Here is a 26,598-nt window from a genome sequence, read left to right on the forward strand (position 1 = left end):
ACGGCTTCCTCCGGTCGTTCGATGTGCACGGTGGTTCCGGACGACCTCGCCGGCGTGGTCCTACTCAGCGATACCGCAGAGGTCCGCATCTCCTAATCAGCGGCCGAGTCGTCGTGGGACACGGGCGGCCAGGTGGCCAGAACCATCGGGTGCAACCGCATGAAAGCCATACCCGGTGTCCCTGGATCTCTGGACCTTACGACTGGCCCGTCCGACCCAAGGAAGAAGGTAGGACCGCATGAAGGCGGACCAGGGACGGGTGGCCGGCGGCGTCGTGCTGAACGCCGGTGATGCGGCACAGCACGTATCGGCGGGCGTCGGTGATCAGGCAGAACTGCGTGCCCACGTGGTCCTTGGGCGCGGTGACCGGCTGGCTGTAGTCATTCCGGGCCGCACACTCGTCGCGCGTGCCATGCCTGCTGGGGGGAAGGATGGTGATGTCGTCGGCGCCGATGCTGGTCAGGGTGTACTGGTCCGAGGTCAGCTGCAGGTCGTAGGGGTTGCCGTCATCGCCGCTGGACATCGGCCACGACGGGTTGTCGAAGTCGATGAGCTGGTCCGGACGCAGGGTCACGCTGCCCTCGCGCAGCACCGGGCGCACCGGGCCGGCGTCGTCGCCCTCGTGCGTCTGGCGCGTGGCCGCCGCCCCGGCGGGGGCGGGCCGCGTGGTCGAGGCGTGGCCCGCGACCAAGGACGGCCGTAGGACCGCGCCCACCCCACCGGCGACGGCCAGCGCGACGGCAAAGGCCACCGCGACGCGCAGGCGGCCCCTGACGCGGACGCCGCCCGTGAGGGTCGAGATGCCGGGGTCGCGTCCCGGCTCGAGCTCGGAGTCGGACTCCGCGTCGACGCCGGTGGCGGCGGTCAACTCCGTGCGTACCGCCCGCCACCGCGCCTGCCAGGCGCGGGTGTCCCCGTCACACGCGGCGACGAAGGCGAGAGTGACCTCCAGCGACGGCAGTGCCTGCCCGGAGGCGGCGCGCGACAGTGCGGTGGCCGAGAAATGAGCCCGGGCCGCCAGTTGCCGGTAGCTGGGGGTTCCGGCCTTGTGCCGCAGGGCGCGTAAGTCATCGGCGAACGCGGCAAGCGGTCCGCCGGCGGGGTCCAGCGGCAGTTCAGGTCGTCCCATCAGTGGACATTCCTCCCACACGGTCACCATCGTTGATGCCGCGCGCCGCGGATTGATTGTTCACCGCCCGCATCGCCTGGTCATCAACTCCCCGATCATCTTCCCTGAAGCCGCCAGGCGTCACCACGCACCAACGTGCGCGGCGACGCAACAACCCCCGGCGGCTCAGGCCGGCTCCTCCGGCCGCCCGCCGACTCGATCGAAGGCAGGGCAGGAACATGCGATCCAAGCTGTTGGCCTCGCTGGCCGCTGTCGCGTTAGCCACCGGCGGCATGACAGCCGCCTCCGCGGCCACCGCGCACCGGTCCGGCGCACCGTCCGCATCTCCGAAGGACTCCAAGTACCCCGACTTCAAGGGCATCTACGCCTTCAGCGGCGGCCACAGTTCCGACCTGGCGAGCAATCCGGATGTCGCCGGCCGCTCGCTGGTCTACTACTGGGCCCAACTCGAACCCCAGAAAGGCCAGTACAACTGGGACCTGGTGGACAAGGACATGAAGCCGTGGGTCGACGCGGGCAAGAAGGTCATCCTGCGCGTCTCCGCGGCCGGCCAGACCAAGTGGGACAAGGATGCCGACTCCGCGCACGGCACCCCCAAGTGGGTCTACGACGAAGGCGTCAAGTCCGTCGCCGAGCAGGACAAGGCGGTCCTTCCGCAGTACTGGAACCCCACGTTCGAGCAGGACTACGACGACTTCATCAAGGCGTTCGCGGCCCGCTACGACGGGAGTGAGAACGTCGCGTTCATCGACGCGAGCGTCGGCATCGGCGGTGAGACAAAACCGGACAGCGAGAACAACAAGAACATCCTGAGTCTGTGGCAGTCCATCGGCTACACGGACGACATGTGGTGGGGCTACGTACAGAACGCCATCAGCACCTACCGTCAGGCGTTCACCACGACGCCGGTCGCGGTGATGCCGGACAAGACGTTCCTGGGCTCGACCAACGGCTACAACGAACAGAAGACCCTCGACTACGCCGTCGCGCAGGGCGCCTGGCTCCAGGACAACGGCCTGGGCACCACCTGGCCACTGAAGGGCGAGGACTGGCACAAGACCACGCTCATCGGCGAGCAGCGCCGCATGACCTCGGAATCCGGCGACAAGCTGATAGACGACTTCCAGACGGCGCTGGACAACGACGCCGCCTACATCATGGCCTTCACCGACGACCTGGAGAACCCCGACAACGCGCAGACGATCCACCAGGTGGCCGCCGAGGCCAACCCCGACCCGACAAGCCCGCCGACCACACCCCCGCCCCCGCCCTCCGGCAGCGACCAGACCCTGTGGGACGGCGACTGGAGCACGTACAACTGGGAGATCCACGCCGGCGGCGACTGGGGCAACTCAACGCTGGAGAAGGTGGCCGCTCCCGGCGGGCGGCCGGGGGTGGCCGGCAAGTTCACCGTCAACACCACCAAAAACGCACAGGACGAGCGCGCCGAGGCAACCGCCACCCAGAAGGACACCGGCGGCAACCCGGGCGACGAGGCGTACTACGAGTGGTGGACGTACGTACCCTCCGACCCGAACAAGAAGACCGGGTGGAGTTCCGACTGGACCGACATCACCCAGTGGATGGACACACGCGCCAACTGCTCACCGCCCGAGCAGATCGACATCCTCCCCGGTGACAACGGCCCGCAACTGGTCTTCGACAACGAACTCAACAACCAGAAGAACCCCTGCGACTACTCGCAGCCCGAGCACCTCTACACCCTCGGCGACCTGCAGTACGACACCTGGCAACACTTCGACGTACACCTGAAGTTCTCCACCGACCCCAAGGTCGGCTTCGCCGAGATCTGGCTGAACGGCAAGCAGGTCCTGCCTCTGACCCACATGCAGACGCTCGACGACAACAGCAAGGGTGTCTACATGGAACAGGCCCTGTACCGCGCGGACATGAAGGGCACGAACGTCCTCTACCACGCAGGCACGCGACGCCACACCCAGCACACCGACGACGGGCAGTGACCCGGGTATATCACCACGACCCCTGCCGGCGGGACATCTCCGCCGGCAGGGGTCGTCCGTGGCGCCGTGAACGGCGACGGCCGGCACAGGCGCTGCGCCGATCCCGGCCAGGGGGGCACGACCCGGGTTGCGCAACGGCTCGAACAGGCCGGTGTCAGTCACCTCCTTTGCCCGACAGTCCCGGGGTGACGACCCGGAGTGCGCCGGCGAGGTGTTCGCGGTGCCGGTCCAGCGTTTCGCGGGTGACGCCGTTTTCGGCCGCGGCATGGGCGAGGTCGTCGGCCGCTACCTTGAGTACGGCGTTCATGGCGGCGGCCTGGACGCGGACATCGAACGAGTCGGGCTGCACGCCCATGCGTTCGGCGAGAACTTCGGCGAAGGTGTCCTCCGCGCGCTCCCGGAGCACGAGATAGGCGGCGCGTAGCGCGGGTTCGTCCCGGGTCATCCGGACCACTGCGAGAACCGCCTCGACGTCCGCGCCGGAAGACGAGTCCAGGACGGGTCGGTAGGCCGCGCGCAGGTGCTCTGTCAGGTCGAGTTCGGGCGGCCATGCGTACAGGACCGTTCGGAACGCGTCGATCATCATCGTGAGCAACGGCTCCACGCAGCTTTCCTTGGTGCGGAAGTAACGCCACAGCGTACGTTGGGAGACTCCGGCGGCCCGCGCGATCTGCTCGCCGGAGGTGGCGGCCAAGCCCTGCTCGGCGAACAGCCGGACCGCGTGGCGGGAGATGTCGAGGCGTAGCCGCTGGCGCTGCTCGTCGCTCACCGGAGGCCGCCCCCTACGGGGTACGGGGCCGCTACCCACCATGAAGTCCTTCATCGGGCGATCTAAGCATGGCCGCGAGCCGCTTGTGAGCTGGCCGAAACCTTTATTGGCAGTTACTGCCAACAAGGCCTACGGTCGACCTGCCCGAAGATCACAGGAGGAAAGCCATGAGCGTCACCGCCGAGCGTTCGCAACTACCCTTCACACGGCCGAACGTGCTGGATCTCGCGCCTCTGTACCAAGTGCTGCGCCGGGAGGCGCCAGTCACGCCGGTCACCACGCCGGCCGGAGATCCCGCCTGGCTGGTCACACGCTTCCAGGAGGTTCGTGACCTGCTCAGCGACAAGCGACTCGGCCGCTCCCATCCCGAGCCGGAACGAGCCTCACGCATCACGACCGCCGCGGTACTGGACGGCCCCACGGGCAACTACGACACCGAGGAGGCCGACCACACAAGGATGCGCCGGCTGCTGACCCCGGCCTTCTCGGCCAAACGCATGCGCATGCTCTCCGATCACATGCAGGACCTGGTCGACGATCATGTCGACCAGTTGCTCACCGAGCACGCAGCCGCGTCCGACGGAGTCGTCGACCTGCACGCCGGGCTGGCCTTCCCCCTGCCGGTCGCGGTCATCTGCCGGCTCCTGGGCGTTCCCGAGAACGACCGCGAGTACTTCGCCTCGCTGTCGGAGCGCATGGCCAACTACACCATCGGCGACGAAGCCCACCATGCGCGGGACGAGTTCAACGACTACATGGCCGGCCTCGCCGAGACCAAACGCGCACAGCAGGAGGAAGACGTCATCTCCGACCTCGTACGCGCCCAGAGCACCGACGAGGACTACGACTACGCCGAGATGATCCGGCTCTGTGTCGGGCTGCTGTTCGCCGGGCACGAGACGACGGTCAACCGCATCGGCCTGGGCACGCTCTTCCTCCTCACCCGCCCCGACCACTGGCAGGCGCTGACCGCGGACCCCGTCGGCCGGGTCAACGCCACCGTCGAAGAGATCATGCGCTTGGGCGCGCCCGGTGACCTCGGCCTGCTGCGGTACGCCCACACCGACGTCGATGTCGCCGGTGTCACCATCCAACGCGGCGACGCCGTCATCCTGTCGGTCAACGCCGCCAACCGCGACGCGTCCGTCTACACCGACGCCGAGACGTTCAACCCCGACCGTCCGGAACGCACCCATCTCGGATTCGGGCACGGCGCGCACTTCTGTATCGGCGCGAGCCTGGCCCGCACGGAGTTGCGCATCGTGTTCGCCACGCTCGCCCGCCGCCTGCCCGGTCTGCGGCTTGCCAGGGCGCTCGACGAGCTTCAGGTGCGCACCACCCTCACCGGTGGTGTCAGCGAGCTTCCCGTGACCTGGTGACTCCCGAGCAACAGGACGAAGACGACAACGCGACGGAGGACGTCTTGAAGGTGATCATCGATCAGGACAAGTGTGTCGGCGCCGGGCAGTGTGTGCTGACCGCGGAGGACGTGTTCGACCAGCGCGACGAGGACGGGATCGTGGTGTTGCTGGACACCGATCCACCGGCGGAGCGGCTGACGGACGTTCAGCACGCCGCCGCGGTCTGCCCGGCACGGGCCATCACCGTCGAAGCGTGAGGTGACCCGCCGCCTCGGGCCCCGGATCTCGCTCCTCTCGGCGGCTGCGGCATCTGGGGCGGCACCCGCCCGCGCAGGTGCCGGGCATCGAGGATCTGCAGGCCAGTGGCGTCGCATTGGTCGGAGCGACGCGGGCTTCGGGGCATCCAGCCGGTTTCCCAGCATCGTGTGCAACACCTGTGGTGCGACTTGACGTTGGGCAGGGTCGCCGGTCAAAGGCACGACCCGGCACCGGTGACCGAACTTCCCGAGTACATCGGAGAAGAGGTCCGGCCCGCGGTCTTCGCCCAGCTGATGCCCTTGATCGAGGCGCACACCGCCGAGCGTGTCCTGAGCGACGCGGACGCCTACCTCAGGTTCCTCACAGCCCAGCCCGAGGTAGGTCCGGTCGTGGTGACGGCTCCTGCATAGGCGGCCTCCTGGCGATGCGCACCGTCGCGGCCCACCCCGGCCAGGTGGCTGCCGTGGCCGGATTCCACGGCTCCGTGGGCGCCGACGGGCCCGACAGTCTGCGCCGCTTCCTGTCCACGCTCATCGCCCGGGTCCACCTCGGCCATGCCGAAACCGACATGACGCCCGAGGCGCTCGGGGAGCTCGACCAGACCCTGGACGCCGCAGGTGTCGACTACACCTGCGAGATCTACCCCGGCACCGTCCACGGCTTCACCATGTCCGACACCGACGCCCTCAGCCCTTCCGCTGCAGCACCACCGGGACCGACTGCTCCCCCTCCTCGACCGAGCCCTGGCCGACCCATGAGGCTCCGGCCCGGAAGCCACCGTTCCGGGCTACCGCCCGCCCTGCCGCCCGGCGGCCCGGCCTACGAGGGACGGCTCACGCGATCTCGACGAGAAGATCACAGCCTTCCACCTGCTGGATCCTGTTGATGGCCAACCGCCCGTTGACATCATCGTGAGATTCGTCCGTCACGCCGGGCGAGGCGGGCTCATCCCGGCGATCGTCTTGCGCATGCGCCGCTGCGCGTCCTGAGACGCGCCCGCCGTGTGGAGCGCGGCGGCGACCGCGCCCGCCACCGGGGGCACGTCCAGGACACGGGACTCGGCCCGCGGGGCCTCGGCGGCCAGCCGTTCGCGGATGTGGTCGTGCAGCATGACCTGCCCGTTCTGGAGCGTGCCGCCGCCCAGCACGACCGGGGTCGTGGTGCGCAGCAGGCGCAGTCGGCGCAGCAGTGCGGTCACCATCGCGACGATCTCGTCGCCGAGACGGATCACAATGTCCCGCGCCACCGCGTCGCCGGCGGCCGCGGTCGCGAACACCAGGGGCGCAAGCCCGTGCAGAGCCACGAGAGGTATCTCGCCCCTGCTGACGGCCAGCGCGACGGACTCCACGGACGCGAGTCCGAAGACTCCCGGCAGCTCCCGGCGCAGCCTGGTGGCCGGACCCCGCCCGTCCCCTGCGCGCACCGCGGCTCCCAGCCCGGCGCGGGCCACGGCGAGACCACCGCCCCAGTCCCCGGTGATCTCGCCGAGCGAGAGGAAACGGGCCGAGCGTCCCCGCGGATGCACGCCGGCGGCGTTGATGCCGGCGCCGGACACCACCGCCACGCCCCAGCCCTCGGGCGCACCGGCCTGCAGGACGGCGAGCGTGTCGTTGCGTACGAGGACGCGTTCGGCCACCTCCCTCCCCGACAACTCATCCAGCGCAGACCGTTCCTGGGCCCGTCGGTCCACATTGGCGAGGAAGTACGCCCCGACCGCAACCGGGAGACCGGCCCCCAGGCCGGCTTTCGCCAGGGCCCGGCGCCCCAGGTGTGCGAGCCGTTCGGCGGTGACCTGCATGCCCTCCGTGTGTGGACGGGTACCCTGGCCGCGCACCCAGGCCAGTAGGCGTCCCTCGGTGTCGGCGAGGACTAGGTCGGTCTTGGAGTTCCCGCCGTCCACCCCCACCACGAGGTCAGACATCGGCCGCCTCACGGCCGAAGAACCTGGGCAGGTGGGGGCGGTTTGCCTCCAGCAGGGCGTCCAGCAGCGGCTCGGCCCGGTCCCACTGGCGTACCAGTGGGTGGGCGACGAGGGCTCGCCGGGCCACCGTCCGGTCTGCAGTCAGCACGGCCTCGACGGTGAGGGTCTCGTACGCGGTGACCGCCTGGACGAGGCCGAGCATCTCCGGCGGCAGGAGCGGCACAGGGTCCGGGTGGGGCCCTTCGGTGTCGACGTGCGCCGGCACTTCGACGACGGCCTCGTCCGGGAGACCCGCCAGACTTCCGTTGTTACGGACGTTCACGTAGTGGTGTGCACCGTCGCCCGTAAGCAGGCTGGTGACCAGCGCGGCCGCGGCCTCGCTGTAGTACGCCCCGCCCCGGCGCTCCAGCAGCTCCGGCAGACGGTCCAGGGCGGGGTCGCGGTAGAGGGTGAGCAACTCCCCTTCGATGGCCCGTACTTGCTCGGCCCGGTGCACCCCGTCGAGCTGGCGGCGGACCTCCTCGTCGGTGCCGTAGAAGTAGTGGAGGTAGTAGGAGGGGATGGCGCCCAGGTCGCGCAGCAGGCGTGCCGGTGCGCCGGTCTCGGCGGCGAGCTCGTCGAGCGCGTCTCCGGCCAGCAGCTCCGGCAGATGGTCCACGCCGTCCACCGTGACCGAACGGATCCAGGTCAGATGGTTGAGGCCGGCGTGGCCGAGCCGCACCCGGCCGGGCTCGACGCCCAGCCGCGCGGCCAGCCGGCGCTGGGCCTTGATCGCCACGTTGCACAGGCCGACCGCACGGTGGCCGGCGTCCAGCAGGGCGCGTGTGACGATGCCGACCGGGTTGGTGAAGTCGACGATCCAGGCGCCCGGCAGGGCCCGCTCCCGCACTTCTTCCGCGATGTCCAGCACCAGCGGCACCGTGCGCAAAGCCTTGGCGAAGCCACCCGCTCCGGTGGTCTCCTGGCCGAGCAGGCCGAACCTGTTCGGCAGGGTCTCGTCCACGAGCCTGGCAGCCTGCCCGCCCACGCGGAGCTGGATCAGCACCGCGGCCGATCCGTCCAGCGCCTGGGCGAGGTCGGTCGTGGTGGTGAGCCGGCCGGGGAATCCGTGCCGGGCCAGGATACGCCTGGACAGCCCGCCGACCACGTGCAGCCGCTCGGGATCGATGTCGTGCAGGAGGAGTTCGTCGACCGGCAGCAGGGGTGCGCGCCGCGCGAAGCCCTCGACCAGTTCGGGTGTGTAGGTGCTGCCACCGCCGACAACGGTGATTTTCACGAGTGCTCCCTCGGCCAACTGTGAATTGCGCGGCGGACGTTCAGCCTTTGACGCCGGTCAGCGCGATGCCTTCGACGAAGACCTTCTGGGCCAGGAAGAACAGCACCAGGACGGGCAGGAGGAACATGAGTGAGGCCGCCATCTGCAGCTCGTACGCGTTCTGGTGACCGTTCTTTGCGAGCTGGCTGAGGGCCACCGCGAGCGTCTGGCCGGTGTCGCTGTTGCCGGTGTAGAGCAGCGGGTTGTAGAAGTCGTTCCACGCGTAGAGGAACGCGAAGAGCCCCACCGCGGCGATCGCCGGTCTGGTCATGGGGATCAGGACCCGCCAGAGGATGCGCAGTTCTCCCGCGCCGTCCATCCGGGCCGCCTCGGTGAACTCGTCGGGGATGGTGAGGAAGAACTGGCGCAGCAGGAAGATGCTGAAGGCGTCGCCGAAGAAGGACGGGACGATGAGCGGTTTGAGGGTGCCCACCCAGCCGATGTGCGCATACATGACGTACAGCGGGAGGCTGGTGACCTGGGCCGGAATCATCATAGCGGCGAGAACGACCAGGAAGACTGCCTCCCGGCCCCGCCAGCGCAGCCGGGCCAGCGCGTAGGCCACCGGCACTGAGGAGACGACGACGCCGATAGTGGAGAGACCTGCGTACAGCATGGTGTTGGCAAGGTCGCTGCCGAACGGCATGGCCGAGAAGACCTTGCGGAAGTTGCCGAACTCCCACGGTGACGGCCACAGCGAGCCGGTGCCCGACTGCTGCTGGGTCATGAACGCGGTGAGCACGCAGATCATCAGCGGCAGCAGGAAGCAGAGCGCGATCGCGACGGCGGGAGCGTGCTCCGCCAGCACGTACAACAGACGGCGGCCGGCGCAAGGGGGGCGCCTGGACATGTTCACGGTACTCACCGGCCACCGCCCGCGTGGTGCACGAAGCGGCGCGAGGCGCGGATGAACACCACGGTCGCCGCGAAGATGATCAGGAACAGCAGCCACGCCATGGCCGAGGCGTATCCGGTCTTGAAGTACGAGAAGCCCTGCCGGTAGAGCTCCGTCGAATAGAACAGCAGCGAGTTGGCGGGGTAGCCGATGAGGTCGTTGCTGGACGCGGTCATGTTCGCGGAGCTCGAGGCCACGAACGCCTCGGTGAAGTACTGGAAGGTATAGATCATCCCGGTGAGCAGGGCGAAGAAGATGACCGGGGAGATCGCCGGGAGGGTGATGCTGCGGAACTTCTGCAGGCCGTTCGCGCCGTCGAGATCTGCCGCCTCGTACAACTCCCGCGGGACGTCCAGCATGGCGGCCGAGAAGATGACCATCACGTTTCCGCTGGCCCACATGGCCATCAGGACCAGGCTGGGTTTGGACCAGGCGGGGTCCGAGAACCAGCCCGGGCCGGCGACACCCACGAGGCTCAGCAGCCTGTTGAAGGGCCCGACGGGGTTGAGGAGCACGATGAAGGACAGGGCCGCCGCCACCACCGGCACCATGGACGGCAGGAAGAACAGCGTGCGGTACACGGTCCGGCCCCGCCTGACCCGGATGATCAACCAGGCGGTGAGCATCGCCCAGGCCGTGCGCAGCGGCACCATGACCACGACCATCCACAGGGTGTTGCGCACCGACACCCAGAAGGTATCGGACTCGGTGAACAGGGCGCGGTAGTTGTTCATGCCGACGAACCGCACCGGTCGGTACGAGCCGGCCTGGAAGTCGGTGAGCGAGTAGTACAGGGTGGCGATCACCGGGTACAGCACGAAGATGCCGAACCCGATGACGAACGGCGACAGGAAGCCGAGGACGACCCACCAGCGCGCCTTGCTCGGGCGGCGCGGGCGGCCCCGGGCCGGGCGCGTCAACGCCCTGCCCGGTGCCTCGCCGACGGGAGCGACGACGGTCGTCATCCCTACCGCCCGCTCTCGGAGTTGAGGGCGTCGATCTTCTTCCCGACCGAGGCCAGCCCGGTAGCGGCGTCATTCACGCTGCCCTGCTCGTACTGGAGCAGGAAGGCGCGCCAGGTGTCCATGTCCTCGACGCCGGCCGGCGTGAGCGTCTTGTAGTAGGAGCCGGGGTTCTTGAAGATGTCGACGAACGGCTTCCAGTGCGGATCGTCCGCCTGGTCCCACGCCTTCAGCGAGGCGAACGTACTGGGGACGTTGGAGACCGCGTCGGCCAACTGGTTCAGGAACGTGGTGTCGGTGGTGAGCTGCTGGAGCGCGAAGAACGCCTCCTGCTTGTGCTGGGAGCCGGCGGACAGATAGGCGACGGTGCCGAGGGTGTTGCCGGCGCCGTAGGTGCCGCCGGTGGAGCCGCCGAGGACCGGCATCGCGACCACGCCGAAGTCGAGGTCCTTCTTGGCAGAGGCGATCTCGCCGATGTGCCACTCACCGTCGAACTCCATGGCGGCTGCGCCGGTCAGCAGCGGGTTGCCCGCGTCGTCCGCGTGAGCCTGGTACTGACCGACGAACTTCTGCACGTTCGCTGCGCCGTAGTAGTCGACGAGGTCCCGGTCCCACTTCAGCAGCTGCTGCCATTTGGCGTCCGTGGAAAGCGTCGCTTTGCCGTCCTTGTCGTAGAACGCGCTGCCGCTGTTCACGCCGGTGTAGAGGTACCGGTTGACGTCGTAGTCGGAGCGAGGAACGAAGCCGAAGGTCTTGATGGTGCCGTCCGGGTTCTTCACGGTGAGCTTCTTGGCGTCGGCGGTCAGCTCGGCGAGGGTCTTCGGCGGCTCGGTGATGCCCGCGGCGGCGAACATCTTCTTGTTGTAGTAGAGCGCAAAGGCGTCGGTCAGCAGCGGCAGCGCGCACTGTTTGCCCTGGTAGCGGGTGTAGACGAGGGTCGCGGCCGGGAAGGTCCTGGCCGTGTCCACACCGGCCGAGGACAGATATGGGGTGAGGTCGGCGACCGTGCCGTTGTAGCAGAACCTGGCCACGTTGTCGGGCGCCGATCCGATGAACACGTCAGGCGGGTCACCCGCGGCGACCGCCTTGGCATAGGCGGCGTCGTCCTTGTTGGGCACGAAATTCACGGTCAGCCACGGGTACTTGGCGTGCAGTCGGCTCAGCGTCGACTTGAACGCCGCCACCTCGTTGGGTAGGTGGTTGAACGTCCATACGGTGACCCTGGTGGGCGCGTGCGAGGCGCCGGGCGAGATGGCGGACACGGGCTTCGAATCGGCGGGCCCGCCGGAGGTACAGCCGGCCAGCAGCACGGCCGCAGCCGTGCAGGCCACCCCTGTGGTGATAAGTTTGAACACTGATCGTCCTCTCTCGGAGATGGCATTCCTGGGTGACGGATCGGTCGATCGGACCCGGGCGCGGCATCGCCCGGAGCCCTTGAGCGGCGACGCTGTCCGGCAAGACGGCGTCGCCGTGGCGCATCAGTGCGTCAGGGCATCAGTGCGGAGACATCTGCGGCTCCCCCGTGGTGGACGTCGTGGCGGCTGTGAAGGCGGACTCCCGGGCGAGTTCGGCCGCTTTCGTTGTGGTGCCGAGCAGTACCGCGTCCTGACCGAGGCCGGACACGACCACCGGGGGCCGGAAGTCACTGAAATCGGCCAGATGCCGCACGATGGGTTCGAGCAGCAGGTCGCCGTTGGTGCCGATGGCACCGCCCAGCACGATGAGCGCCGGGTCGATCAGGGGCACCACGCAGGCCACCACGTAGGCGAGACTGCGGGCGGTGTCCTCGACGATCTCCGTCGCGGCAGGGTCTTTGCCGCGGGCCAGTGCGAAGACGCTGCGCGGACTGCCGTCGCCGGGCAGGCCCAGCTCACGTGCGCGTGCGCTGATGTAACGGGCGCCCAGATGGTCCTGGACGAGATCCCGGCGCTCTCCCACCGACGCGATCATCCGGTCACTCGGCAGATACCCCGCCTCGCCCGCCACGCCGGTCGCTCCCCGCCTGACCCGGCCGTCGACCACCAGACCGAGACCGAGCCCCACACCGAGACTGAGCAGCACGAAGTCGTCGACCTCGGTACCGCGTCCGTGGATGCGCTCGGCCAGCGCCGCGAGGTTCACGTCGTTCTCCAGCACCAGCGGCACCGGTACGGCACGACCGAGGGCCTCCCCGAGCCCACGCCCCGCATCGGGCAGCCCTGCCGCGTACGACAGGGCGCGGCCGTCCGTTCCGACCACGGCGGGCAGTCCCATGACGGCATGGGTGATGCCCTCCAGTGGCAGACCCACCTGTCCCGCCACGTCGACGCAGATCTCAAGGATCTGCTCGACGAGCGCGTCGCGGCCCCGGTGGCCCTGTTGTGCGACCCGCACCCGGGCCCGTTCCCGTCCGGTCACGTCCACCACGGCGGCACGGATCTGTCGGTGTCCGACATCCACACCGATCGCGAAAGCGCAGTCGGCGTTCACCTGGTACAGCGTCGGCGCGGGCCCCTTGCGTCCGGTCACCGGACCCACCTCGGCGACCACGCCCTGCTCCGTCAACTGCGCGATCGCTGCGGCCACCGTCGGCCGCGACAGAGGGATCCGCCCGGCAAGATCGGTGATCGTGATCGGTCCGTCCCGGCCGATGGCTTCCAGGACCGCGCGACCGTTGAGAGAACGCAGCAGGCCCTGCGGACCTGCTGGATACCGGCGGGTCACGTCGACCTCACCTCTCAGGCTCTGTAAGAAAGAAAGTTGCTTATTTATACGCCGGTCCAAGGACCGGCACAAGCCTGTATCCGCCCGGCACGGCGCAAGTGCCGGAGCCACAGGTGACGCGCCGTCACTGCCCCCGTGTCAGTCGCCCCCCGTCGCCCGGCAGTCCCCGGGCGAGGACGCTGAGTGCGCCGGCGAGGTGCTCGCGGCGCCGACGGTCCAGCGTTTCGCGGGTGACCCCGCTTTCGGCCGTGGCATGGGCACCCAGATCCGGTTCACCCCCCAGACCCTGTGGGCGCTCGCCGTGCTGTGCGCCGCCGTCACGGGCACCGCCTACGAGCCGATGAGCCGGCTGGAACGGTTCGCCACTCCCTGGGCCGCCGGCGGGTGCCGGCCACGGCGCGGTGCGGGCCGGGGACATGACTGCTGATCCGCCGTCCGCTCCTCTCGGTGACCACGCTGAAGTGTTCCTACCTGGCGCTGATGCTGCTGTGGCAGCTCGCCGCGGACACCCTCGACGTGGGCCCGTACATCGCCAAAAGCCCGGTGAACGTGTGGAACTACCTGTTCACCGACCCCAAGCACGGCACGGTCACAGCCGCCGACAAGGGGGCGAGGATGCTCTCGCTGCAGGTGACGCCGAGGGACGCCGCCGTCGGCTTCGGCTTCGGCTTCGGTCCGGGCTCCTCGGCGCTGCTGTCGATCGTCTTCGCACTGGTCCCGGCGCTGGAGTCGATGTTCCTGCCGCTCGCGATGCTGATGCGGACCGTCCCGTTGGCCGGCTTCGCTCCGATCATCTACCTCCTCCTTGGCAACGGCACCCCACCGTCGGGCTGACCGGACTGATCATCGCGCTCCCACGCAGCGTTGCCATCCACGGATGTCGTGTAGAACGTGTGCGCCGACGGCCTGTCGACGAGGCCAACAAGACTTTCTGGGCGAGAGGTCCACAAGGTCGATCCCTCTTCGGCGGCAGGGGCCAGTGCGGCCCGGCCCCGGGGCATCACTTGACCGCAGAAGACATCCCGCCGCCCAAGACTCTGATGATTCATCGGATGAATGTGTTGACGCGGCGGTGGAGCACACGTAGAACATGTGCGGGTCCACCGGTAGGACGAGGCACGTTGCCGTTGACCACCTTGAGGAGTCGCTTGATGCGAACGAGATTGATCAGACGTCTGCTACCAGTACTGCTCTCCTTCGGGTTGGCCGCGGGGATGTCACCCGCGGTTGCCGCGCCCGCACCCGAGGCCCCGACGGACACCATCGCCCCCGTCTCGTCCACACCGCCCATGGGCTGGAGCAGTTGGAGCGCTCTGCGCGAAGGCAGCAACCTGACCCAGGACGGGATCGAGGCCCAGGCGCGGGTCATGCACGACAAGTTGCGGAAGTACGGCTACCGGTACGTCAACATCGACGCCGGGTGGTCCGACCACCTGGACGCGTACGGGCGTGACGCTTGGGACACCACCCGCTTCCCCGACGGCATCCCCGCGCTTGCCGCGTATATGCACCGCCTGGGCCTGAAGCTCGGCATCTACCTCACGCCGGGCGTCCCGATCGAGGCGTACCAGAAGAACCTGCCGGTCTACGGCGCCCCGTACCACATGCAGGACATCGCGGACCCTAGGCAGCCCGGCAACACCCACAACGACTCCTATCGCATCGACTTCGGCAAGCCCGGTGCGCAGGAGTACATCCAGAGCTATGCCGACCTGTTCGCCTCCTGGGGCGTCGACTACATCAAGATGGACTTCGTCGGCCCTGGCGGCGGCCTCGTCCCCACCGACAACCGCCCCGACATGAAGGCCTGGCACCAGGCCATTGCCGCCACCGGCCGCCCGATGCACCTGGAGCTGTCCAACTCGCTCAGCATCGCCGACGCCGCCACCTGGCAGGCCACCAGCAACGGCTGGCGCACCGGCGGCGACATCGAGTGCTACTGCGGTGTCAACGGGTCCAGCACCCCGCTGACCAGCTGGCAGCGGGTGTCGGCCCGGTTCGACCAGGTCGCGGACTGGCAACCGTACGGCGGCCCCGGGGCGTTCAACGACTACGACTCGATCGAGGTCGGCAACGGCGACGCCGGCGGGCTGACGCCCGACGAGCGGCAGACCCAGCTGAGCCTGTGGTCGCTGGCCGCGTCCCCGCTGCTCCTCGGCACGAACCTGACCAAGCTCGACGCCGCAGACCTCAACCTGCTGACGAACCGTGACGTGATCGCCGTCGACCAGGACGCCATCGACGCCTCCCGGGTGAGCAAGAGCGCGACCGCGCAGGTCTTCGCCAAAACGGAGTCCAACGGCGACGTGATCATCGGGCTGTTCAACACGGGGTCCGCCGCGCAGACCGTCTCCGTCGCCCCGAAGACGGCCGGCCTGCCCGCCGCCTCCTCATACCGCCTCGACAACCTGTGGACGCACGAGGTCACCCGATCCTCCGGCGACGCCGTCGCCGCCTCGGTCCCCGCCCACGGGGTGGCCCTCATCCGAGCGCGCCCGTCGACCCCCGGCAGGGTCGTGGCCCGTCCGCAGACCGGCCTCACCGTGGCCGCCTTCGACACTCTGAAGACCAGTCAGCGGACCACCGTGACCGCGGACTTCACCAACTGGGGCACCACCGCCGCGACCGACGTCCACGTGGCCCTGCCCGTCCCCAGGGGCTGGACCACCATCCCCTTCTCACGCATCTCCTTCGCCTCCGTCGCGCCGGGCGAGACCGTCCGCGCCGCCTACCTCGTCACCGCACCGGCGTCCATCACCCAGCTCTTCCCGACCGCACAGCTGGACGCCACCGCCCGCTTCCTCTGGAACACCGGCACCGGCGCCCGGGCCGCCGGCTCCACCGCAGGACACACCTCCGTCGTGCTCGGCGCTCCCGTCAAGGCCCCGTTCCGCACCTTCGCCTCCACGCCCGAGCCCGCGAACTTCTCGCAAGTCGGCACCGCCCTGGGCATCCGCGCGGCCGGCGCCGACGTCTACGGATCGAGCAACGAGTACGGGGCGCTGTACATCCCCGGCGCGGAACACGACGGCTCCACCACCACGGTCCGCGTCACCGGACAGCAGTACCAGAACTCCGGGGCCAAGACCGGAATCATGGTGCGCAACAACATCACCGGCGCGAACACTTCTCCCGGCTTCGTGACCGTGGGAGTGAATGCGAAGAAGGGCTACTTCATGCAGTGGGACGCCGACGGTGACGGCCGGCTCGACTCCGGCACCGCCGCCAACGGCTCCGGCGTCGGTAAGCCCGTCCTGCCCAGCTGGATCCGCCTGGTCCGCGCCGGCACCACCTACACGGGCTACTACTCCACCGACGGCACCACCTGGACACAACTGAGCACCGCGAAAGTCCCCTCCGCCGCGGCAACCCAGGACGTCGGACTCTTCGGCACCGCCCACAACCCGGGCTACCCGAACGAGGACGATTTCGCCGACTTCACCACCAGCGGTCAGTGATGACCTCCGTGTGAGGGAGTGCCGTCAACAGGTCGAGCGGCGCGTGGCCGGTCCGAAGGCCCATGGTCGGGGCATCGGGGCCGGTCCGCGCCTGGGCGGGGCGCCGGGCCGCCACTGCTGCCTGGATGATTGATTCCGAGGCATGGGGTGCGGGGGCACGAGCTATGGGGCGCTGTTGCTGGCTTCAGCTGATGAGGCGGCGGAGTTCGGTCTGAGCGCGGTCGACGAGTTTGCGGGCGGTGTGGTCGGAGACTCCGAGGTAGCGGCCGATCTGGCGGAATGACCGTTCCGGTTGGTCGTCCAGGCCGTAGCGCAGGACGAGGGCATCGGCTTGGCGTGAGTCCATGCGGGCGATGGCGGCGCGGACCGCGGTGGCGAAGTCCCGGGCGACGGCGGCATGTTCGGGGTCGGTGAGGATGTATCCGGGCACGGGCAGCTCCTCGGCGTCCACGGTGGCGATGGTGTTCAGCTGCCGGTGGAGGGCTGTGACTGTCGCCGGGGAGATGCCCAGGGCGGCGGCGGCCAGGTTCAGGTGGTCGGCGTGCTCGCCGAGGGCCCGGCGCAGGGCGACGGTCCGGCCGATGAGGCCGGCAGGCAGCACCGCGGGGAATTCCTGCTGGGAGATGGCTCGCTGGATTTCCTTGCGAATCCAGTTGTGTGCGTAGGCCGCGAACGGCGCGCCGCGCTCGGGATCGAAGCGGGACGCGGCGATCAGCAGTCCGAGGACGCCAGCCTGCCGTAGATCGGTCCGGTCGATGTGCCAGGTGCGGTAGCGGGCGGCCTCGCGCTCGACCAGGTGGCCGTGCTCGGCGACCAGGCGGTCACGGTCGATGGCTTCCGGTGGAACCTGCTGCCTGCTCACGACGATGATCTCCTGGGTCTGGGTGCGCGTCGGATGCCTGGCTGTACGGATACCGGAGCGAGACGGAAGTGCGAGGTTCGCATCGCCTCGCCCCACCGGTATCACCTTGGGCGACCACGCAACGCCCGACTCTGGAAGGTCGCCGCATGCCCGATATCAGTGATGGCCCCTGGAAGCCCATCAAGATCGTCCCTTACGGGGCTGTTCTCCACGTCCCCGCAGACTGGGATGCTCTGCCGCCCGTCCCCTCCAATGGACCGGAGGTCCTGCGCGCCACCGGCGGCCCCGGACGGAATCTAATCGTCTTCAAGGTGCCCTCCAAGGAGATGACCGCCACGCAGGTCGCCGATGAGGCCCAGGAGAAGCTCGCCGCCCATGGCTACGGCGACTTCACACGCGCCGAGGTCACCTTCGCCGGCTGCTCCGGGGTGGCGTTGGACTTCGTCGTCCGCAACAGCAAGGAGACGATCATCTACCGGAGTCGGCAGTACTTCGCCGTGCACGGCAACGCCGCCTGGGTATTCGGCATGGGCAGCGCGACCTGGGAGGACCATCTGCCGCTCATCGAGGAGATCGCCCAGCGATTCGAGCTCACGGAATGATCTGACCCTCGTCGTCCGCCACCTACGCTCCGCCGCTCACCACGCTGATCACCGTGCTTCCAGGCTCCGGCGTCGCACTGCCCGACGTTGAAGCCTGGAGGCTCGGTGGACGCCGACCTGGACACCCTTGCGACCGCGCTGTTCGTGAAGACCGGTGCGTGCTGGACCTGCGCACCCACCAGCTGACGCCCGCCTCATTCGTGTCCAGTTTTCGCTCCCAGAGCATGCTCCTGGCCCGCCGCTACGGGGGAAAGCGGCGGACCAGGAGCCCCTCCACCGTGCCACAGCCGGGCACGTCCCGCGTACTGGGCGGCCGAAGTGGCCGGCATGTGCCGCGGTTGCACAGAGAAGGCGGCGCGTGACCTCCCCAGGCTCCGCGCCGCACTCCCTGTCCGCATCTCGCATGCCCCCATCAATCCGTCCTACACCTCACCCACTTCGGGGTTCGTGCTGACCGTGGCGCTCGCCCCATCTGCGTTGGGTGTAGTTCCCCTTGAGGGACGTCCCTGATCACGTGGTTGAGTCAACGGTGCAAGACATCCTGTACTGGTTGTCCGCGGCGGACGTCCCTGAACAGGACGTGGCCCGAGCCCGCTGGCTGCGAGCAGTGCGGACCGTGTAGGTCGAGGTCTTCAAGTTCCGTGGGGAGAACGAAATGCGGTCCGACATATGCCGGGTCGAAGGTGAAACTCACTCTCGTGCCGTTGCCTGGTGGTGGATGAAACGCTCGGGGGGCGGTACGAGGCCGGATGCCGGTGTGGACTTGACGCAAACCGTGCCCTTCGCACCACATCTCAACAGTCACCTGCCCGGACAGCTCGGCAGCAGCGGCCAACAGCCACCACTCGGGCCCGAGGAGGGAGCCGCAGTATCCGAGGACGGGAGCACCGGGGTCATGCCAGGCGTGCGGCTGGTCCATGGCGGCCCACCGCGCAGAGCAAGTTGGCCGGCAGCTTCGGATCTTCAGGTTGCACCCCGAGGTACATACCCGGCCGTCTGCGCACGGCGGCATCGAACTCGATCACCTCGATGTAGGCCGCGTCATACGAATGGTCCGTCACGACCACACTCTATCGCCCTGGCGGGCCCGTCTGAAGGTGCACTCGAAGGCGGAAGTGCCTCGGAGACCTGCAGGTGGGACAGGAGTATCAGCTACTTTGGCGGGTCGGTCCGTTTACTCAGCGCCATGTACGGCCGTGAGTTCGTAGTGTTCTGGTCGGGGGTTGGGTAGAGGCGTTCGTGCTCGCGGGCGAGGTGCTATCGCCAGTAGGCGTCGAAGTGTCGATCAGGGCCCGGAGCTGGAGGACGGCTTCGGCCCCGTTGAACCGGGCCGGGATGGCAGCGGCAGCAGCAGAGGGGCCTCGTGGGCGAAGTCCTGGCCGACAGTGCGGATCCGCAACCCGATCCGGCGGCTCTCCCCGGCCTGCTCGAAACGGGCGAAGGCCTCGTCGAGAATGTCGACGCGGGGCACGGGGGTGAGGTAGCTGCGGTCCCAGTAGCGTCGTGCGCCCGCACCGGATGCCAACGCCTCGGCAGCAGCACGGAAGGTCCGTCAGCAAGCGGCAGTTGTCACGTCACTTGTCGCTTCGAAGTCCTTCCGATCAGCGTATCCTTGAGTGCTGCAATCATCGTCAGCCGTCGCCGTCGCCGCACGGTGTTACGGCGGCGGCAGGGCGTGGGACGTGGCACCGGACGTTCTCCGGCCCGCAATCCCGGCCAAAACGCCTCAGCGCGGCCACGGCGTACTCGAACGCACGCAGCTGCGCCGAGGAGCTTTGAAAAGCGAGGGAAACATCTGTCCGACCGTCGGCGCCCTCGCGGGCCGGCCGGCCGATCGAGGGGGACCATCATGCCGATCCAGGAGGGCGCCACCGTCCCCCGTCACACCACGACCGGCGTTCCCGACACCCAGGTCAGCGTCCACCCCGTCACCACGGAGGACGGGCTCGGTCTGCAACTGACCCGTTTTCGCCGAGCGGAGTGCGACGACGTCGTACTCCTCGTCCATGGACTGACCGCGTCCAGCGACCTGTTCATCATGCCCGAGCACCGGAACCTGGCGACCTGCCTTCTCGACAACGGTTTCGCGGACGTGTGGACGCTCGACATACGGATGAGCAACCGCTTCCCGTACAACACGGAACCACACGCACACACCCTCGACGACATCGCCCTGTACGATTACCCGGCCGCACTCGCCGAACTGCGCCGGCATGTCGGCAACCGGCGGGTGCACGTCGTGGCACACTGTCTCGGGTCGATGACCTTCCTCATGAGCCTGTACGCTGGCGTCGTACGGGACATCACGAGCGTCGTCGTCAACGCGGTCGGCCTGCTGATGCGCGTACCGGCCTGGTCGCGCTGGAAGCTGGCGTACGGTCCCGCGCTTATCGAGGGCGCGCTCGGGCTGTCCCGGCTCGACCCGCGCAGCGGCGACGCGGCCTGGTTCAGCCGTAGCGGATTACTCGCCCGCCTGGTTTCACTGGCGCACCCGGAGTGCGACAACCCGGCCTGCCACATGGTGAGTTTCATGTGGGGCACCGGCTGGCCCGCGCTCTACAGCCACGAAAATCTCGACCCGGTCACCCACGACCGCATCGCGGACCTGCTCGGCCCCGTCGGGCTGGGCTACCACCGGCACATCGACAGAATCGTACGAGCGGGTCGTGCCGTGAAGTACGACGCCACCCAGCCGCGTCACGCACGCCTCCCGCAGGACTACCTCGCGGCGGCAGCCAAGGGCGGCCCACCGGTGCTGTTCCTGACCGGCGAGCACAACCGCGTCTTCGGGGACTCCGTCGTACACGAGCACGAGGAGATGTCGCGAGCGACCGCCGACCCCGACCGCTACGAACTGTTCGTCGCCCCCCGCTACGGCTACGTGGACATGTTCATCGGCCGGGACGCGCACCGGGACGTGTTCCCACACCTCATCGACTTCCTCCGCCGAAGGGCGGTATGAGATGGCGCAGTCGCACGCCGAACGCGTCCACACCGTCATCGTCGGCTCCGGATTCGGCGGCTCCGTTGCCGCGTACCGGCTGGCCGCGGCCGGGCAGCAGGTGGTCCTGCTGGAACGCGGACGCGCTTACCCGCCCGGCGGCTTCGCCCGTTCCCCGGCCGAGATCGGCCGCGCGTTCTGGGACCCGAAGGCAGGGCTGCACGGCCTGTTCGACGTTTGGAGCTTCCGCGCCTTCGACTCCGTCGTCGCCAGCGGGCTGGGCGGCGGATCGCTCATCTACGCAAGCGTGCTGCTACGCAAGGACGAGCGCTGGTTCGTCGAGGAACAGCCGCTGCCCGGCGGCGGCTACGAGGCCTGGCCCGTCGGCCGCGCCGAACTCGACCCGCACTACGACGAGGTGGAGCGGATGCTCCGCCCGGTCCCCTACCCGCTCGACCGCCCCGGCTACACGGACACACCCCGGGCGCACGCGATGCGTGAAGCGGCCGAACGGCTGGGCCTGACGGCGGAACGGCCGCCGCTCGCGATCAGCTTCGCCCCCAAACCGGGCGCCGACCCCGGGCCCGGACTGCCGCTCGCCGACATCGACGGGGGCAACCTGCACGGTGTCGGCCGCCGTACCTGCCGGCTGTGCGGCGAGTGCAACCTCGGCTGCAACGACGGAGCCAAGAACAGTCTCGACCACACCTATCTGTCGGCGGCACAGCGGCACGGCGCGGACCTGCGCACCGGGCACGAGGTGCGCGCGGTGCGGGCACTCGCACGTGGCGGATACGCGGTCGACTACGTCAGACATGGACCGGACGACGAAGAGAAATCGGAGTTCCGAACGCTTCACACCATCAGCTGCGACCGTCTGGTCCTCGCCGCCGGCACCTACAACACGGTCTCACTGCTGCTGCGTTCCCGCCGGAACCTGCCCGGTCTGAGCCCGGTGATCGGCAGCCGGTTCTCGACGAACGGCGACCACCTCGCGTTCGTGCTCCGGGCCAGGCAGGGCACCACGCCGCGGCCGATGCGGCCCAGCCGCGGTCCGGTCATCACCAGCTCCATCCGGCTGTCCGACGATCTGGACGGCGTACCGGACGCGGGACGCGGAGGGTACATCCAGGACGCCGGATACCCGGGGTTCGTGGAGTGGCTCGTCGAAGGCGCCCACGCACCGCAGGGAGTCTCCCGGGCGGCCCGCTTCCTGACCGGAAGGCTTCTCGACCGGATCTCCCACGCCCCGGACCCCAGCCTCTCGGGCGCGCTCGCCGAGCTCCTCGGCGACGGCGCGTTCACCGGTACGTCCCTACCGCTGCTCGCGATGGGCCGAGACGTGCCGGACGGCGAACTCCGCATGCGCGGCGGCCGCTTGGACAGTACCTGGACGGTACGGGGCGGCAGCGCGGCCCAGTTCGAGCGGACGCGCGGCGTCATGCGGCAGATCGCCGGCGCGCTCGGCGGCGGATACGCCGACCATCCACTCTGGCACCGGCATCGCGTCGTCACCGTGCACCCCCTCGGCGGCGCCCCCATCGGCCGGCACCCTGGCACCGGGGTCTGCGATCCGTATGGCGAGGTCTTCGGCCACCCGGGTCTGTACGTCGCCGACGGGGCGGCGATGCCCGGCCCGGTGGGCCCCAACCCGGCCCTCACTATCGCGGCCCTGGCCGACCGTATGTGCACCCGCCTGCTGGAGCACGGTCCCGCCGCTCCACCGGCAGTCGCGCATCGCACGTACCCCCGCCGCACCTCAGTGCAGTTCACGGAGGAACTGCGGGGACGCTACGCGCCCGGTGCCGAGCAGTCCCGGACCGAACCGTTCGCGTTCCGGCTCACCATCACGGTCGACGACGTGGACGCCTTTCTGGAGGAACCGGACCACGAGGCGCGCGCGGACGGCTGGATCAACAGCCCCTCCTTCGGAGGGCGCCGCCCCGTCCTGCACGGCCGCGTCCGCCTGTTCGCGGACGGTTGCCGCACGATGCGCTACCAGCTCCACTTCACCGACGCCGACGGTCTCCCCCGCACCTTCACCGGCCGCAAGGACCTGGCACCCGGCGCCCCGGTCCGCTTGTGGACCGACACCACCAGGCTGACCTTCCGCATCCTGAACGGACACGTCCATGAACCAGGCGGGACCGACGCCGGCCTCCTGGGCACGGGGACGGCACATCTCGGCGCCACCGATCTCGCGCGCCTTCTCACGACGTTCCGTACAACGGGCCCGCACGGCACCGCGGCCCTCACGCGCTTCGGCCGCTTCTTCGCCGGCGAACTCTGGAACACCTACGCCCTGGGGCGCCGCTGAGCAGGTCCGGACATGGCATCCCGTCCGCAGGGCTCGCAGAGAATCAAGGTGCTGCTTCCCGCGGTACGGCGCCTAGTACTCCAGCAGCACTTTGACGTTTTCCCTGTTCAGGGGCGGTTTGGGTGAGTGTAGTGGGCTGATGGTCGGCCCGTGTTCTCTTTCCCGGACCGCCCCTCGATCGTGTGCAGCCGCCGCTGATAGTGGCAGCGGCGGGCGACGGCTTGGCGTCGTCTACGCCAGTGTGACCATCTCAGTGCGCGTGCGCTGATGAGGTGTTGGTGAACGGCGAGGGGTGAGTGGCCAGTTGCCAGGAGCCGCCGAACTTCTGCCACGGTGAGGGGCGTGAGGCAGGAACCGTTTCTGCTGCCCCCTTTGCCGCGGCATCGGCGGCCATGACGGCCATGACGGCCAGGAACGCGTGCGCCAGCATGGCCAGGGTGATGTGCCGCATCCAGCCGGTATAGCGGCGGACTTCGTACTGGTCGAGGCCGCACTCGTTCTTCGCTGCCTGGAAGGCTTCCTCGATGGCCCAGCGCATCCCGGCGACGCGGACGAGGTGCTCGATGGTGGTGTCGAGCGGTGCGTAGGCGAGGTAGTAGGCGATCTCTTCGGGCTTGCTGATGCTGCGGCGTGCCAGTGCCCATCGTTAGTGGGTGGGCATCTCGCCGTCGAAGTCCTCGATGGATGTGATCTGCAGGGCGGCCCAGTGGTAGACGCGCGGGCCCTTTGCGCCGTCGCCGCACGAACGTCGCTCCCAGGCTTCGTTGGGTGCCTGGGCGAAGAGGTGATCGATGCGTCCGAAGTGTTCGGTGTGGGTGGCGCCGTTGCGTACGCCGACCGCGGCGATGGCACGGCCGGCCTGGTCGAGCAGAGCCTGCTCGGCGGCCGCGGGCAGGCGGGCGGGCAGCGCATGGCCCAGCTCGACGCGGTGGATGCCGTTGGTGGTGTGCTTGCGGGTGATGCACAGGTGGGTGGTGACACCGTGCTGGGTGACGGACTCGACGCTGAACTCGCTGCCGCAGATGTGCTCTTGGACCAGGACGCGCTGGTCACGCGGCATGCCGTACATCGCCCTGGTCGCGAGGGCGGCGTGCCAGGCTGGCTCGAGGCCTTCGTGGCCGGTGACCACGGTGACGTCGGCCGATCCGGCGCCGTCGGCCGGCTTGACGACGCAGGGGAAGGCGACCGCGCCGACCGCGTCCAGGGCCCGCAGCTCACCCAGGTCCGAGACGATCGTGGTGCGGGGCGCGGCCCTCCGACCGGGCACGCTCCACCAGCATCGCGACGAGCTGGTCGTCGGACACGGGCACAGGCTGCCCCGACTGGGCACTCTCGACAGGCTCCACGGTCTCCAACTCCACGGCGGTATCAGTCACTTGGCGTCTCTCCATGATCGTCGGATCCGCCGTTAGTTTTACACCCCCTCCGTTGTCGGTGATGTAGCGGATGGCGTCGACCACGCGGCGCCGCGGCCACTTCTCCGGGGCGCCGCCCTTCGAGGTCTGGCATGCGGGAATGGGGAGAAGGGGCTCCAGCAGGAACCATTCCACGTCGCTGGTGTCGGAGGGGTAGCGGTAGTGCGGCAGCATCGCGAGGTTGGGGCCGCGATCTGGGTGTCAGGAGCCAACTGCGGTGTGGTCGCGGCCCGTTGCCTGCCTTCTCCTGTTTTGGTTCACTCCAGGTTGGCCAACAGCTGAAGGGTGGATTCGATTGCGCCCATCTGGGCCATGACGGTGCGGATGTAGGGGTCGCCGGGGGTCTTCTTCTGGTGCGGGAGCAAGATCCCGGCGATGAAGTTCTCGACGCGGTGGTGCACGGTGTCGAAGAACGCCCGCTCGTAGCCGATCCATACCTCCGGTGCGTTGTCCAGCAGCCGGTATCCCCACTTCCTGTCCCAGGTCACGGGCGGCAGGCCGCGCGCGGCGGCGACCTGGCGCAGGTGGGCAAGCCCGGTGTGGACCTGCGCGCGGGTGCGCTCGGTGGCGGCCATCAGTTGGGTGATGGTCAGTCCGGCGGGGCGGGCCTCCTGCAGGGCGCTGAGGATCGCTTCGGCGTGGACGTGAGCGGGGACACCCCGCCCCATCGCCTACTCACCCGAGCCCTTCAGCAGCCTTGCGAGCTGCTCGTCGAGGTCGACTTCGCCGCGGGTGACGGCGTTCTCGATCCAGTCGGCCGCGGCGCGTACCCTCGCCAGGCCCCTGCCGATGGTGTCGCGTTCGCCGGCGTCGTACTGCTCGCCGCGCAGGTTCGGCGCAATCCGGCCGGCCGTGGCGACGAACTGCGCGCAGGCCGCGACCAGGTCCATGAACTGTGCACTGTGTTCCATGCGCTGCAGCTGCGGGGCCGCCTCCTCGTGCACGAACTGGGCCTGCTGGCGGAACCGGTCGAACTGGGCCTCGTTGACGGCGTGCCGGGCGGTGTCGTCAGCCATTGCCTTCGAGGCAACCGCGGGACGGCGCAGGAAGTCGGTGGTCACCACCGACGCGACCGCGTCATCGGAGGCCAGATCATGGATCGCCTCCACCTTCTCCTGGACGCTCTCCGGGGAGTCGACCTTCCAGCCCACCACGCGTTTCGCGCTGTCGTGCGTCCACCTGGGCTCGCCGCCGCGGAGGTTGGGTGGGGGGTTGTTCACCGCCTCGAACCGTTCCTCGGAATCCGGGATGCCAGCCAGGATCTTGTGGATCGTGTGCGAGACGTCTGTCCGCCGGCGTTCCTTGGGCCAGCGGGAGGCCACCCACCGGTAGTCGCGGACGGTGGAGTACGACAGGCCGATGTCCTCGGCGAACAGCCAGATGGACTCGCTGACCGTGAACAGGTCGTCCTTCCCGGACGGGTTCGCGCCCCCATACGAGCGCATCGGCTCGATCTCCGTGGCCGCATCACCGATCCGCCACTGGGCGCCGCTCATCGTGGCGACCCAGTCCCGTCTCAGCTTGACCAGTTCGCCGTAGCGTTCCCGGGTCACGCTGCCGATCATCTCGGGCATCCGGACACCACCCCCACGGGCCCGGGTGCGGCACCCTATCTATTGATCCGAAACGGTAGGTGTTCTGGGTCGTTGTTCCCTGCGTGAGTGAACTGGTGGGGGACGCACGGCAGTTGTCGCCGTCGGCGCAGGAG

The 26,598-nt window shown here is 68.8% G+C and carries 25 protein-coding genes and 1 pseudogene; 10 read left to right on the forward strand and 16 right to left on the reverse strand.

The window, feature by feature from the left end; translation table 11 throughout:
- Nucleotides 1–196: 196 nt before the first annotated feature.
- The gene (locus ACIRVK_RS42080) at nt 197–1,129 is read right to left on the reverse strand and encodes a helix-turn-helix domain-containing protein (RefSeq protein WP_404256883.1); all 933 of its coding nucleotides are present in this window, start codon (nt 1,127–1,129) and stop codon (nt 197–199) included.
- Nucleotides 1,130–1,347: 218 nt separating this feature from the next.
- Between ACIRVK_RS42080 and ACIRVK_RS42085 the strand changes: the two genes are divergently transcribed.
- On the forward strand, nt 1,348–3,111 hold the full coding sequence (locus ACIRVK_RS42085) for a heparin lyase I family protein (RefSeq protein ID WP_404256885.1): 1,764 nt from the start codon (nt 1,348–1,350) through the stop codon (nt 3,109–3,111).
- A 154-nt stretch (nt 3,112–3,265) separates the two neighbouring features.
- Here the strand turns inward: ACIRVK_RS42085 and ACIRVK_RS42090 are convergent, their stop codons facing one another.
- The gene (locus ACIRVK_RS42090) at nt 3,266–3,880 is read right to left on the reverse strand and encodes a TetR/AcrR family transcriptional regulator (protein ID WP_404256887.1); all 615 of its coding nucleotides are present in this window, start codon (nt 3,878–3,880) and stop codon (nt 3,266–3,268) included.
- 167 nt (nt 3,881–4,047) lie between these two features.
- Between ACIRVK_RS42090 and ACIRVK_RS42095 the strand changes: the two genes are divergently transcribed.
- The 3 genes and pseudogenes from ACIRVK_RS42095 to ACIRVK_RS42105 form a co-directional block, all read left to right on the forward strand.
- Nucleotides 4,048–5,259, forward strand: a complete 1,212-nt coding sequence (locus ACIRVK_RS42095) for a cytochrome P450 (protein ID WP_404256889.1) — start codon at nt 4,048–4,050, stop codon at nt 5,257–5,259.
- Nucleotides 5,260–5,303: 44 nt separating this feature from the next.
- Nucleotides 5,304–5,498 (forward strand): ferredoxin, encoded by a 195-nt coding sequence (locus tag ACIRVK_RS42100; protein WP_404256930.1) that lies wholly within the window; start codon nt 5,304–5,306, stop codon nt 5,496–5,498.
- Between the two features lie 216 nt (nt 5,499–5,714).
- A pseudogene (locus ACIRVK_RS42105) lies at nt 5,715–6,257 on the forward strand (dienelactone hydrolase family protein); the annotation flags it as partial.
- Between the two features lie 167 nt (nt 6,258–6,424).
- Here ACIRVK_RS42105 and ACIRVK_RS42110 read toward each other — a convergent pair.
- The 6 genes from ACIRVK_RS42110 to ACIRVK_RS42135 form a co-directional block, all read right to left on the reverse strand.
- Nucleotides 6,425–7,420, reverse strand: coding sequence for an N-acetylglucosamine kinase (locus ACIRVK_RS42110; protein WP_404256891.1), 996 nt, complete (start codon nt 7,418–7,420; stop codon nt 6,425–6,427).
- Complete coding sequence (locus ACIRVK_RS42115) at nt 7,413–8,696, reverse strand: 6-phospho-beta-glucosidase (protein ID WP_404256893.1); 1,284 nt, start codon at nt 8,694–8,696, stop codon at nt 7,413–7,415. The genes ACIRVK_RS42110 and ACIRVK_RS42115 overlap by 8 nt, the downstream gene beginning before the upstream one ends.
- 40 nt (nt 8,697–8,736) lie before the next feature.
- Entirely contained in the window at nt 8,737–9,585 is an 849-nt protein-coding gene (locus ACIRVK_RS42120) for a carbohydrate ABC transporter permease (protein ID WP_404256895.1), read from the reverse strand.
- An 11-nt stretch (nt 9,586–9,596) separates the two neighbouring features.
- Nucleotides 9,597–10,595, reverse strand: a complete 999-nt coding sequence (locus ACIRVK_RS42125; protein ID WP_404256897.1) for a carbohydrate ABC transporter permease — start codon at nt 10,593–10,595, stop codon at nt 9,597–9,599.
- Nucleotides 10,596–10,597: 2 nt separating this feature from the next.
- Nucleotides 10,598–11,923: an ABC transporter substrate-binding protein gene (locus ACIRVK_RS42130; RefSeq protein ID WP_404256899.1), complete on the reverse strand. Its 1,326-nt coding sequence runs from the start codon at nt 11,921–11,923 to the stop codon at nt 10,598–10,600.
- A 163-nt stretch (nt 11,924–12,086) separates the two neighbouring features.
- Nucleotides 12,087–13,295 (reverse strand): ROK family transcriptional regulator, encoded by a 1,209-nt coding sequence (locus ACIRVK_RS42135; RefSeq protein WP_404256901.1) that lies wholly within the window; start codon nt 13,293–13,295, stop codon nt 12,087–12,089.
- A gap of 253 nt (nt 13,296–13,548) precedes the next feature.
- On the opposite strand from ACIRVK_RS42135, the gene ACIRVK_RS42140 reads away from it, so the two are divergent.
- The 3 genes from ACIRVK_RS42140 to ACIRVK_RS42150 all read left to right on the forward strand — a co-directional run bounded on the left by ACIRVK_RS42140 (nt 13,549) and on the right by ACIRVK_RS42150 (nt 16,753).
- Nucleotides 13,549–13,722, forward strand: coding sequence for a hypothetical protein (locus ACIRVK_RS42140; protein WP_404256903.1), 174 nt, complete (start codon nt 13,549–13,551; stop codon nt 13,720–13,722).
- 20 nt (nt 13,723–13,742) lie between these two features.
- Nucleotides 13,743–14,129, forward strand: a complete 387-nt coding sequence (locus ACIRVK_RS42145; protein ID WP_404256905.1) for a hypothetical protein — start codon at nt 13,743–13,745, stop codon at nt 14,127–14,129.
- A 317-nt stretch (nt 14,130–14,446) separates the two neighbouring features.
- Nucleotides 14,447–16,753 carry an NEW3 domain-containing protein gene (locus ACIRVK_RS42150; RefSeq protein ID WP_404256907.1) on the forward strand — a complete coding sequence of 769 codons (2,307 nt, stop codon included), beginning with the start codon at nt 14,447–14,449 and terminating at the stop codon, nt 16,751–16,753.
- A 184-nt stretch (nt 16,754–16,937) separates the two neighbouring features.
- Here the strand turns inward: ACIRVK_RS42150 and ACIRVK_RS42155 are convergent, their stop codons facing one another.
- Nucleotides 16,938–17,615 carry a sigma-70 family RNA polymerase sigma factor gene (locus ACIRVK_RS42155; protein WP_404256909.1) on the reverse strand — a complete coding sequence of 226 codons (678 nt, stop codon included), beginning with the start codon at nt 17,613–17,615 and terminating at the stop codon, nt 16,938–16,940.
- Nucleotides 17,616–17,761: 146 nt separating this feature from the next.
- Here ACIRVK_RS42155 and ACIRVK_RS42160 point away from each other — a divergent pair, with 146 nt between their 5' ends.
- Nucleotides 17,762–18,217: a hypothetical protein gene (locus tag ACIRVK_RS42160; RefSeq protein ID WP_404256911.1), complete on the forward strand. Its 456-nt coding sequence runs from the start codon at nt 17,762–17,764 to the stop codon at nt 18,215–18,217.
- A gap of 893 nt (nt 18,218–19,110) precedes the next feature.
- On the opposite strand, the gene ACIRVK_RS42165 is transcribed toward ACIRVK_RS42160, so the two are convergent.
- Both ACIRVK_RS42165 and ACIRVK_RS42170 read right to left on the reverse strand, forming a co-directional pair.
- Nucleotides 19,111–19,278 (reverse strand): hypothetical protein, encoded by a 168-nt coding sequence (locus tag ACIRVK_RS42165; protein ID WP_404256912.1) that lies wholly within the window; start codon nt 19,276–19,278, stop codon nt 19,111–19,113.
- Between the two features lie 224 nt (nt 19,279–19,502).
- Entirely contained in the window at nt 19,503–19,688 is a 186-nt protein-coding gene (locus ACIRVK_RS42170) for a hypothetical protein (protein ID WP_404256914.1), read from the reverse strand.
- Nucleotides 19,689–20,066: 378 nt separating this feature from the next.
- Here ACIRVK_RS42170 and ACIRVK_RS42175 point away from each other — a divergent pair, with 378 nt between their 5' ends.
- Both ACIRVK_RS42175 and ACIRVK_RS42180 read left to right on the forward strand, forming a co-directional pair.
- Nucleotides 20,067–21,179, forward strand: a complete 1,113-nt coding sequence (locus tag ACIRVK_RS42175) for an alpha/beta fold hydrolase (protein WP_404256916.1) — start codon at nt 20,067–20,069, stop codon at nt 21,177–21,179.
- A 1-nt stretch (nt 21,180) separates the two neighbouring features.
- Nucleotides 21,181–23,475, forward strand: a complete 2,295-nt coding sequence (locus tag ACIRVK_RS42180) for a GMC oxidoreductase (RefSeq protein WP_404256918.1) — start codon at nt 21,181–21,183, stop codon at nt 23,473–23,475.
- Between the two features lie 250 nt (nt 23,476–23,725).
- On the opposite strand, the gene ACIRVK_RS42185 is transcribed toward ACIRVK_RS42180, so the two are convergent.
- From ACIRVK_RS42185 to ACIRVK_RS42205, 5 genes are all read right to left on the reverse strand, one after another.
- On the reverse strand, nt 23,726–24,013 hold the full coding sequence (locus ACIRVK_RS42185) for a hypothetical protein (protein ID WP_404256920.1): 288 nt from the start codon (nt 24,011–24,013) through the stop codon (nt 23,726–23,728).
- Nucleotides 24,014–24,121: 108 nt separating this feature from the next.
- The gene (locus ACIRVK_RS42190; protein ID WP_404256922.1) at nt 24,122–24,742 is read right to left on the reverse strand and encodes an ATP-grasp domain-containing protein; all 621 of its coding nucleotides are present in this window, start codon (nt 24,740–24,742) and stop codon (nt 24,122–24,124) included.
- On the reverse strand, nt 24,690–25,064 hold the full coding sequence (locus tag ACIRVK_RS42195; RefSeq protein ID WP_404256924.1) for a transposase: 375 nt from the start codon (nt 25,062–25,064) through the stop codon (nt 24,690–24,692). The genes ACIRVK_RS42190 and ACIRVK_RS42195 overlap by 53 nt, the downstream gene beginning before the upstream one ends.
- A gap of 83 nt (nt 25,065–25,147) precedes the next feature.
- Entirely contained in the window at nt 25,148–25,558 is a 411-nt protein-coding gene (locus tag ACIRVK_RS42200) for a RacP protein (RefSeq protein ID WP_404256926.1), read from the reverse strand.
- Nucleotides 25,559–25,561: 3 nt separating this feature from the next.
- On the reverse strand, nt 25,562–26,464 hold the full coding sequence (locus ACIRVK_RS42205; protein WP_404256928.1) for a DUF6192 family protein: 903 nt from the start codon (nt 26,462–26,464) through the stop codon (nt 25,562–25,564).
- Nucleotides 26,465–26,598 lie beyond the last annotated feature (134 nt).

Origin of the sequence: Streptomyces sp. NPDC101152 (genome assembly GCF_044768275.1) — a bacterium.
GTDB lineage: Bacteria > Actinomycetota > Actinomycetes > Streptomycetales > Streptomycetaceae > Streptomyces.

Bases quoted from the DNA above. Each gene is read 5' to 3' on its own strand.
- ACIRVK_RS42080 (WP_404256883.1), bottom strand. From the start codon at position 1,129: ATGGGACGACCTGAACTGCCGCTGGACCCCGCCGGCGGACCGCTTGCC.
- ACIRVK_RS42085 (WP_404256885.1), top strand. From the start codon at position 1,348: ATGCGATCCAAGCTGTTGGCCTCGCTGGCCGCTGTCGCGTTAGCCACC.
- ACIRVK_RS42095 (WP_404256889.1), top strand. From the start codon at position 4,048: ATGAGCGTCACCGCCGAGCGTTCGCAACTACCCTTCACACGGCCGAAC.
- ACIRVK_RS42110 (WP_404256891.1), bottom strand. From the start codon at position 7,420: ATGTCTGACCTCGTGGTGGGGGTGGACGGCGGGAACTCCAAGACCGAC.
- ACIRVK_RS42120 (WP_404256895.1), bottom strand. From the start codon at position 9,585: ATGTCCAGGCGCCCCCCTTGCGCCGGCCGCCGTCTGTTGTACGTGCTG.
- ACIRVK_RS42125 (WP_404256897.1), bottom strand. From the start codon at position 10,595: ATGACGACCGTCGTCGCTCCCGTCGGCGAGGCACCGGGCAGGGCGTTG.
- ACIRVK_RS42140 (WP_404256903.1), top strand. From the start codon at position 13,549: ATGGGCACCCAGATCCGGTTCACCCCCCAGACCCTGTGGGCGCTCGCC.
- ACIRVK_RS42150 (WP_404256907.1), top strand. From the start codon at position 14,447: ATGCGAACGAGATTGATCAGACGTCTGCTACCAGTACTGCTCTCCTTC.
- ACIRVK_RS42160 (WP_404256911.1), top strand. From the start codon at position 17,762: ATGCCCGATATCAGTGATGGCCCCTGGAAGCCCATCAAGATCGTCCCT.
- ACIRVK_RS42175 (WP_404256916.1), top strand. From the start codon at position 20,067: ATGCCGATCCAGGAGGGCGCCACCGTCCCCCGTCACACCACGACCGGC.
- ACIRVK_RS42180 (WP_404256918.1), top strand. From the start codon at position 21,181: ATGGCGCAGTCGCACGCCGAACGCGTCCACACCGTCATCGTCGGCTCC.
- ACIRVK_RS42185 (WP_404256920.1), bottom strand. From the start codon at position 24,013: ATGCGCTGGGCCATCGAGGAAGCCTTCCAGGCAGCGAAGAACGAGTGC.
- ACIRVK_RS42195 (WP_404256924.1), bottom strand. From the start codon at position 25,064: ATGCTGCCGCACTACCGCTACCCCTCCGACACCAGCGACGTGGAATGG.
- ACIRVK_RS42200 (WP_404256926.1), bottom strand. From the start codon at position 25,558: ATGGGGCGGGGTGTCCCCGCTCACGTCCACGCCGAAGCGATCCTCAGC.
- ACIRVK_RS42205 (WP_404256928.1), bottom strand. From the start codon at position 26,464: ATGCCCGAGATGATCGGCAGCGTGACCCGGGAACGCTACGGCGAACTG.